Origin of the sequence: Pseudomonas sp., from assembly GCF_030696055.1 — a bacterium.
Classification (GTDB): domain Bacteria; phylum Pseudomonadota; class Gammaproteobacteria; order Pseudomonadales; family Pseudomonadaceae; genus Aquipseudomonas.
On record NZ_JAUYNP010000181.1, the window covers coordinates 1 to 8621 of the forward strand.

At 64.7% G+C, this 8621-nt stretch carries 7 protein-coding genes; 4 read left to right on the forward strand and 3 right to left on the reverse strand.

Annotated features, from left to right (window positions below; all coding sequences use genetic code 11):
• The first annotated feature begins 60 nt into the window (after positions 1 to 60).
• Together Q8Q83_RS10680 and Q8Q83_RS10685 are read left to right on the forward strand one after the other, a co-directional pair.
• Positions 61 to 1569 carry a tripartite tricarboxylate transporter permease gene (locus Q8Q83_RS10680; protein WP_305623549.1) on the forward strand — a complete coding sequence of 503 codons (1509 nt, stop codon included), beginning with the start codon at positions 61 to 63 and terminating at the stop codon, positions 1567 to 1569.
• Entirely contained in the window at positions 1562 to 2593 is a 1032-nt protein-coding gene (locus tag Q8Q83_RS10685) for an AbrB family transcriptional regulator (protein WP_305623551.1), read from the forward strand. The genes Q8Q83_RS10680 and Q8Q83_RS10685 overlap by 8 nt, the downstream gene beginning before the upstream one ends.
• A gap of 30 nt (positions 2594 to 2623) precedes the next feature.
• On the opposite strand, the gene ung is transcribed toward Q8Q83_RS10685, so the two are convergent.
• From ung to Q8Q83_RS10700, 3 genes are all read right to left on the reverse strand, one after another.
• Positions 2624 to 3325: a uracil-DNA glycosylase gene (ung, locus tag Q8Q83_RS10690; protein ID WP_305623553.1), complete on the reverse strand. Its 702-nt coding sequence runs from the start codon at positions 3323 to 3325 to the stop codon at positions 2624 to 2626.
• 273 nt (positions 3326 to 3598) lie between these two features.
• The gene (locus Q8Q83_RS10695; protein ID WP_305623555.1) at positions 3599 to 4387 is read right to left on the reverse strand and encodes an ABC transporter substrate-binding protein; all 789 of its coding nucleotides are present in this window, start codon (positions 4385 to 4387) and stop codon (positions 3599 to 3601) included.
• A 215-nt stretch (positions 4388 to 4602) separates the two neighbouring features.
• Positions 4603 to 5484, reverse strand: coding sequence for an AraC family transcriptional regulator (locus Q8Q83_RS10700; RefSeq protein WP_305623556.1), 882 nt, complete (start codon positions 5482 to 5484; stop codon positions 4603 to 4605).
• Positions 5485 to 5664: 180 nt separating this feature from the next.
• Here Q8Q83_RS10700 and Q8Q83_RS10705 point away from each other — a divergent pair, with 180 nt between their 5' ends.
• Together Q8Q83_RS10705 and Q8Q83_RS10710 are read left to right on the forward strand one after the other, a co-directional pair.
• On the forward strand, positions 5665 to 7158 hold the full coding sequence (locus Q8Q83_RS10705) for a CoA-acylating methylmalonate-semialdehyde dehydrogenase (protein ID WP_305623558.1): 1494 nt from the start codon (positions 5665 to 5667) through the stop codon (positions 7156 to 7158).
• Positions 7159 to 7328: 170 nt separating this feature from the next.
• A complete protein-coding gene (locus Q8Q83_RS10710; protein WP_305623559.1) occupies positions 7329 to 8495 on the forward strand; it encodes an acyl-CoA dehydrogenase family protein in 1167 nt (388 codons plus the stop codon).
• The last annotated feature ends 126 nt before the right edge of the window (positions 8496 to 8621 follow it).

Below are 8621 nucleotides of genomic sequence, written 5' to 3' on the forward strand. Positions count from 1 at the left end.
ATTACCTGCTGGACGTGCCGCTGCCGCTCGGCCTGTTCGAAGCCTTAGTGGAGAACTGAAATGGAAACGCTGAACTTTTTGCTGCAAGGCTTCGACGTCGCCACCCGGCCGATCAACCTACTGGTGGCGCTGTTCGGGGCCTTCGTCGGCACCATAGTCGGGCTGCTGCCGGGCCTGGGTCCGATCAATGGCGTGGCGATCCTCCTGCCGCTGGCCTTCGCCCTCGGCCTGCCGCCGGAAACCGCACTGATCCTGCTGGCCGCCGTGTACCTGGGGTGCGAATACGGCGGACGCATTTCCGCCATCCTACTCAACGTACCGGGCGACGCCGCGGCGATCATGACCACCCTCGACGGTTACCCGATGGCGCGCCAGGGCAAGGCCGGCATCGCCCTGTCTCTGTCGGCGATGAGCTCCTTTATCGGCAGCACCATCGCCACCATGGGCGTGGTGCTGTTCGCACCTATCCTGGCCAACTGGGCGATCGCCTTCGGCCCGGCGGAATACTTTATGTTGATGGTGTTCGCCATCGCCTGCCTGGGCGGCATGGTCGGCGACAAACCGGTGAAAACCCTGCTCGCCGCACTGATCGGCCTGGCTCTGGCCACGGTGGGGGTGGACGCCACCACCGGGGTGTACCGCTTCACCTTCGACAGCATCGGCCTGTCCGACGGCATCCAGTTCGTCATAGTGGTGATCGGCCTGTTCAGCGTCAGTGAAGTGCTGTTGATGCTCGAACACACCCAGACCGGCCAGCAGGCGGTGAAAACCAGCGGGCGCATGCTGTTCAACTTCAAGGAATTCAGCTTCACCTGGTGGAGCAGCATCCGCAGCTCCCTGGCCGGTTTCGTCATCGGCGTACTGCCGGGCGCCGGCGCCACCATCGCCAGCGCCATCACCTATATGAGCGAGAAGCGTATCGCCGGCGCCAGCGGGCGTTTCGGCGAGGGCGACCTGCGCGGCGTGGCAGCCCCGGAAGCAGCCAACAATGCTTCGGCCTGTGGCTCGCTGATCCCCATGCTGACCCTCGGCGTGCCGGGCTCGGGCACCACCGCGGTGATGATCGGCGCGCTGTCGCTGTACAACATCACCCCAGGACCCTTGCTGTTCGAACAGCAACCCGATGTGGTCTGGGGCCTGATCGCCTCGCTGTTTATCGGCAACGTCATCCTGCTGGTGATGAACATTCCGCTGGTCGGCCTGTTCGCCCGCATGCTCAGCGTGCCGACCTGGATCCTGGTGCCGGCGATCACCGTGATCAGCATGGTCGGCGTCTACGCCGTGCACAGCACCACCTTCGACCTGGTGCTGATGATCGGCCTCGGCGTGTTCGGCTACCTGCTGCGCAAGATGGACTTCCCGCTGTCGTCGCTGATCCTCGGCTTCGTCCTCGGCGAGATGATGGAGAGCAACCTGCGCCGCGCCCTGTCGATCTCCGCCGGCGAGCTGAACATCCTCTGGAACAGCCCGATCAGCCTGGGCCTGTGGGCGCTCACCGCGCTGATGCTGGCGCTGCCGGGCATTCGCTGGTGGCGGGCACGCCGTAGCGCTCAGTTGGCCAATGCCTAAGCGCTCGAGCCTGGCCCATTGGCGCAACGCCTGGGCCACGCCGCTGGTCGGCCTGGCCGGCGGTTACCTGGCCAGCCTGATCGGCTGGCCTTTGCCCTGGATCATCGGCGCCTTGCTGGCGGTGATCGTCGCCCGCTGCAGCGGCTGGCTGATCCGCGAGGTGCCGGGCGGGCGCCAGACCGGGCAATGGCTGGTGGCCAGCGCTATCGGCCTGCATTTCAGCCGCGACGTAATGGGCGAGTTGCTTAACCACTTCCCGCTGATACTCGCCGGCGCCTTCCTTACCCTGCTGCTTAGCCTGATCGGCATCCTGCTACTGCGGCGTGCGGGTATCGACCGTGCCACCGCGTTTTTCGCCAGCATGCCCGGCGGTGCCAGCGAGATGGTCAATCTGGCCCAGCGCCATCAAGCCGAGACGGCCAAGGTGGCCGCCGCCCATAGCCTGCGCCTGCTGCTGGTGGTGCTGCTGATCCCGCCGCTCTTTACCTGGAGCCTGCCGCCCATGGCCCCGCCGCCCGCAGCGGTGCTGAGTTGGCCCTGGCTGGCCGCGCTGTTGCCGGGTGGCGCGCTGCTGGCTTGGCTGTGGGGCAGGCTCAAGCAACCCAACCCCTGGATGCTTGGCCCACTGACCGTTTGCGCGCTGGCCAGCGTCGGCTTCGATTTGCACCTGGGCCTGCCGCAGGGGCTGGGCCAGGCTGGCCAGTGGCTGATCGGCTGCGCCCTGGGCTGCCATTTCGATCGCGCCTTCTTTCGCAGCGCGCCGAGCTTTCTTGCGCGCATCCTGCTGTTCAGCCTGCTCGCCATGCTCGCCGCCGCCTTGCTCGGCCAGGGCCTGGGCTGGCTGGCCAGCGAGAAGCCGAATGCGCTGATGCTGGGCATGATGCCGGGCGGCATCACCGAGCTGTGCCTGACCGCCGAAGCCCTGCAGCTGTCGGTGGCGCTGGTCACCGCCTTGCAGGTGCTGCGCCTGTTTCTGGTGATGTTTCTCGCCGAGCCGTTATTCCGGCTATGGCAGCGCGCCTGACAGCATTTTAACGACCATCTTTAGCCGGCCTTATACAACCGCGTGCTCCGGCAGACGCCAGTCGATAGGGCTCAGACCGTGCTGCACGAGGAACTTGTTGCTGCGGCTGAAGTGGCCGTTGCCGATAAAGCCGCGGTGCGCCGAGAGTGGCGAGGGATGCACCGATTTCAGCACCAGGTGTTTGCTGGTATCGATCAGCTTTTCCTTGCTCTGCGCATGGGCGCCCCACAGCAGGAACACCAGGCGCGGCTGGTGCTGGCTGACCACCTCGATCACCTTGTCGGTAAACCGCTGCCAGCCCTTGCCGGCATGCGAACCGGCGACGCCGCGCTCCACCGTCAACGAGGTGTTGAGCAACAGCACGCCCTGCTCGGCCCAATGCTGCAGGCAGCCGTGGGCGGCGATGTCGATATTCAGGTCGCGCTTGAGTTCCTTGTAAATATTCAGCAGCGACGGCGGGGTTTTCACCTCGGGCAGCACCGAGAAGCACAGGCCATGGGCCTGGCCCGGACCGTGGTAAGGGTCCTGGCCTATCACCACCACCTTGACCCGCTCCAGCGGGGTGGAGTTGAGCGCATTGAAGATCAGCGAACCGGGCGGATAGACCTCCTTGCCGGCGGTTTTCTCGCTGCGCAGGAAATCGCCCAGGTCCTGCATATAGGGTTTTTCGAACTCCTCGCGCAGGGCTTCTTTCCAGCCGGCTTCGAGTTTTACCTGATCAACGCTGCCCATGGACCAACCTGCCTGGCTATAAAGTAGCGGCACGCTAGAGAAGCCCCGGACGCAAGTCAAGGCGCCGTCTGATGCCCCGCCATCAGCCTGCTCGATGCAGATTGCGCAGGTGGTGACCCGCGCCGATCTGTTCGCCCTGCGCGATGGCCAGGAGAAGATAGTCGCCACCGGTCTGGCGACCATCGCCCGAGTCTGATCCCGACAACCGATGCCTTGGCGCCTCTAGCCGGCCGTTGAAAAACAGCCGGGGTGACCGCCACTCGGCCCACTCCTTCATTCTGCGTACCTTTCCCAGAGCCTGGCTTCGTTCTCCTCGCGGGCCTCGCCCAAATGTGCCCAGAAGGCTTCGACCAGCCCGGTATTGGCCTGGTAGAAGCCCTTGCTGAAGATCACGAAGTAGTCCTTGACGGCGAGCGGCGCGGGAAGTCGTTCGATGTCGCGCAAGCCGGTGCGCGCGATATAGGCGTCGCCGAGTTCTCGCATCAGGGCGAAACCAGCAATGCGCCCCAGCACCAGCTTGCCGAAGTTCTGCTCGGTGCTGTGTGCCTCTTCCAGGGGCACGCCGTATTTCTCCAAGTCCCGGCCGATCGACCAGCCGGTGTTGTAACCGATCTTGCCGTGCAGTCCGCCGAACGCCTGACCGTCCCAGGTCAGCGGCGAGTCTGAACGCTTGTACAGCACATAGGTCAGGGTGCCGATGCGCCAATCCCGGTAAGGCACGCCGTCGCGCCAGGGGTAGACGTTGTCCAAGGCACGCTCAGGCAGATAGGAGAACACCATGGCGCCGTCGAGGCCGCCCTTCTGCAGTTCGAGAAAGATACGGTGCTGCGGCAAGCGCACCAGCGTCAGGCGCAGCCCGGCCCGCCGTGCGGCGTCGCGCGCCAGCTCCACGGCCATGCCCGGCGGCTCGGGTATTTCTTCTCCGGAACCGGAGAAGTAAGGGTAGCTGTCGACGGTGGTGAAGCCGATTCGCAACGACGGCGACACAGCGGGCTCCGCAAGCGCCAGCGCACTGGCCAGCCAGAGTGCGATAAAGGCAAAACAACCCGCACTGCCTTTCATACCTGTCGCCCTTACGCACGCCGCCGCATCTGCAAAGAGAATAGGCGCAAATCGGCCGAGCATTCGGCAGAACCGGCCCTTAGGTGGCTGTCCGAGAATAGCAATTGGCTGCAAATTGTAGGTTGGCGCTGAGGAACGAAGCCCAACAAAGTCAGCATGTTGGGCTTCGCGGAGCTCAGCCCAACCTACAAAAATCCGCATTCTCGGACAGCCTTCTAGCCCTGATGCAGCGCTCGGTAATGGCTGGGGGCCATGCCCACCACTTTGCGAAACAAGCGCGAGAAGTAGTACACGTCCTCATAGCCCAACTGCTCGGCGACCTGGCGGATGCCCTGCTCGCCCTCATCGAGCAGGCGGCAGGCGTGGGCCATCTTCAGCTGGATAAAGTCCTGGATCGGCGCATGACCGGTCAGGGCCCGGTAGGTCTTGGCGAAGTGAAAGCGCGACAGCTTGAACTGCGCGGCCAGCTCGTCGAGGTTCAGCGCACCGTGCAGATGGGCGCGCATCACCGCCTGCACCGCATCCACATCCAGCACCCGCCCGGACTTCAGGGTGGCCCGCGCCGGCAGCACCGCCAGCGAGGTCAACAGGGCCTGCAACTGATGGGCGGCATGGATAAAGTGCGGCAGGTTAAGGCCCTGCTTGCGCAGATTGAGCAACGCATCGAACTCGGCCAGCAGCCGTGGCTGCACGCCGATGCGCCACAGCGGCCCCTTGCCCAATGGGCGCAGGAAGTCCGCCACCAGTTCGCCATCGAAATGCACCCAGTACAGCGTCCAGGGCTTCTGCGCGTCCGCGCCATAGGCGTGGGCGACGCCCTTGGGCAACAACAACAGATCGCCGCCACCGACTGCTAATCGTCCATCCGCCGTTTCCAGCCAACCCTGCCCGGCGCGGCAGTAGATCAGCAGATGGTCCTCCGGCAGCGGGCGGTCCATCCGATGGCCCAAGGCTTCCGGGTAAAAACCCAGGGCCAACGGGTAGCAGCCTTGTGCCAGTGGGTGCTTGGCCAGCAAACGCCTGAGCCTGGGCGGGGTGATAAAACGCACGCCATTGGCCGGCAAGGGCCAGTTGGAAGTATCGACATCAGCACGCATAAGTGCCCCCGTAGCCCGGATGCAATCCGGGAAAATAGGCCGACGGATGCTATCCGCAACCATCATCTAATCCCAAGATAGTCCATCCACCGCCCAAGATCGTCAATCCACAAAGCCGGCCGAGGCGGCTATAACACTGACAAAACAACAGGGCCTATGCGGCCCACAGTGGAGAGAGCGATGGCCAAGGCAATCCCGCAGTTGATCGACGGCGAGTGGCGCGAAAGCCGCACCCGTGAATTTATCGAAGTCACCGACCCGGCGACCCAGGAAGTCCTGGCCCTGGCGCCCAAGGCCACGGCCGAGGAGATCGAGGCGGCCATCGCCAGCGCCAAGGCGGCCTTCCTCACCTGGCGCGAAGTGCCGGTGTCCGAGCGGGCGCGGCTGATGCTGCGCTACCAGCACCTGCTCAAGGAGCACCACGACGAGCTGGCCGAGATACTCGCCGGCGAAACCGGCAAGACCCTGGCCGACGCCAAGGGCGATGTCTGGCGCGGCATCGAGGTGGTCGAGCAGGCCTGCAATATCGCCAGCCTGATGATGGGCGAGACCATGGAGAACGTGGCCCGCGATATCGACACCGCCAGCTGGATCCAGCCGCTCGGCGTGTGCGTGGGCATCACCCCGTTCAACTTCCCGGCGATGATTCCGCTGTGGATGTTTCCTTTGGCCATCGCCGCCGGCAATACTTTTATCCTCAAGCCCTCGGAGCAGGATCCGCTGACCCCCAATCGCCTGGCCGAGCTGTTTATCCAGGCCGGCGCGCCCAAGGGCGTGCTGCAGGTGCTGCACGGTGGCCGCGAGGTGGTCGACAGCCTGCTCACCCACCCGGATATCCGCGCCATCTCCTTCGTCGGTTCGGTGCCGGTGGGCCAGCATATCTACCGCACCGGCACCGCCCATTTGAAGCGCGTGCAGGCCTTCGCCGGGGCGAAGAACCATATGGTGATCATGCCCGACGCCAATAAGGACCAGGTGCTGAGCAACTTGGTCGGCGCCAGTTGCGGCGCCGCCGGCCAGCGCTGCATGGCGATCAGCGTGGCGGTGTTCGTCGGCGAATCCAAACAATGGATCGAGGAACTGCGGGCGCAGATGGCCGAGCTGCAACCCGGCCCTTGGCAAGACCCGCATTCGGCCTTCGGCCCACTGATCAGCCAGCAAGCCAAGCAGCGCGTGCTGCGCCTGATCGCCGAGGGCAAGGCGGAAGGCGCCGAATGCCTGTTGGACGGTTCGCACTGCACGGTGGCGGGTTACCCCAACGGCAACTGGCTGGGCGCCACCCTGTTCCGCGGCGTCACGCCGAAGATGAGCCTGTACCGCGATGAGATCTTCGGCCCGGTGCTGGTATGCATGGAGGTGGACAGCCTGGATGCGGCCATCGAACTGGTCAACGCCAGCCCCTATGGCAACGGCACCTCGATCTTCACCCGCTCCGGCGGTGCGGCGCGGCATTACCAGCACGCGGTGGAAGTCGGCCAGGTCGGCGTCAACGTGCCGGTGCCGGTGCCGCTGCCGTTCTTCTCATTTACCGGCTGGAAGGGCTCGTTCTACGGCGACCTGCACGCCTACGGCAAACAGGGCGTACGCTTCTTCACCGAAACCAAGACGGTCACCAGCCGCTGGTTCGACGAAGACTCGGTGGCCGGCACTAATATGACCATTCATCTTAAGTAACTGAAGGCCAGGCCGATCACCCGTCGGCCTGGTTCTATTAGCGTGAGAGTCGCGCGGCGACGCCCTCTTTATGTCCTTCGCCCTCAGGGAGAAGGTGGCGCGAAGCGACGGATGAGGGAAGCGGGTGTGCCCGTCAGGCGGGATTACCCGCCCCGTTATAAGGACAACCAATGGATTTCGAGCTTAGCGAAGAACAACGCCTCCTGGTCGACAGCGCCCGCGCCTTTGCCGCGCGGGAGCTGGCGCCGCATGCCGCCGACTGGGACCGCGAGCACCATTTCCCGGTGGACGTGATCAAGCGCGCCGCCGCCCAGGGCTATCTGGGCCTGTATATAAAGGAAGAAGACGGCGGCCTGGGCCTGTCGCGATTGTCCGCCTCGCTGATCTTCGAACAGCTGGCGGCGGGCTGCGTGGCCACCACGGCCTTTCTGACCATCCACAGCATGGCCAGCTGGATGCTCGCCTCCTTCGCCGACCAGGCCTTGAAAGACGCCTGGTTGCCGGGCCTGATCGGCGGCGAGCTGCTGGCCTCCTACTGCCTGACCGAGCCGGACGCCGGCTCCGATGCCGCCCACCTGCGCACCCGCGCCAGGCGCGTGGGCGACGAGTACGTGATCGACGGCAGCAAATGCTTTATCTCCGGCGCAGGCTCAACCGATGTGCTGATAGTGATGGCGCGCAGCGGCGAGGACAGCGGCGCCAAGGGCATTTCCTGCTTCCTGGTGCCGGCCAATGCCGAGGGCGTGAAGTACGGGCGCAACGAGCTGAAGATGGGCTGGCGCGCCCAGCCGACCCGCACCATCAGCTTCGAAGGCGTACGCATCCCGGCCGGCAACCGCATCGGTCCCGAGGGCCAGGGCTTCGTCTACGCCATGCAGGGTCTGGACGGCGGCCGCATCAATATCGCCAGCTGCTCCCTGGGCGCGGCCCAGGCGGCGCTGGAGCAGTCGCTGCGCTATGTGGAGGAACGCAAGCAATTCGGCAAGCCGCTCAGCGAGTTCCAGGCCCTGCAATTCAAGCTGGCCGATATGCTCACCGATCTCACCGCCAGCCGGCAGATGGTGCGCCTGGCCGCGCACAAGCTGGACCAGCGGCACGGCGAGGCCAGCCTGTATTGCGCCATGGCCAAGCGCTTCGCCACCGATCAGTGTTTCAACCTGTGCAACGAGGCGCTGCAGCTGCATGGCGGCTACGGTTATCTCAATGACTACCCGCTGGAGCGCTGGGTGCGCGACAGCCGGGTGCACCAGATACTGGAAGGCAGCAACGAAATCATGCGGGTGATCATCGCCCGCCGCCTGCTGGATCAGGGCGGCATGCTCGATCGCTTGCTGTGAACCTTTAATCCCCTCTCCCTCCGGGAGAGGGTTAGGGAGAGGGATGACGTCGACCCGGACACCCTCTCCCCCGGCCCCTCTCCCACAGGGAGAGGGGAGCCCAACGAATGAGGACATGTATGAGCA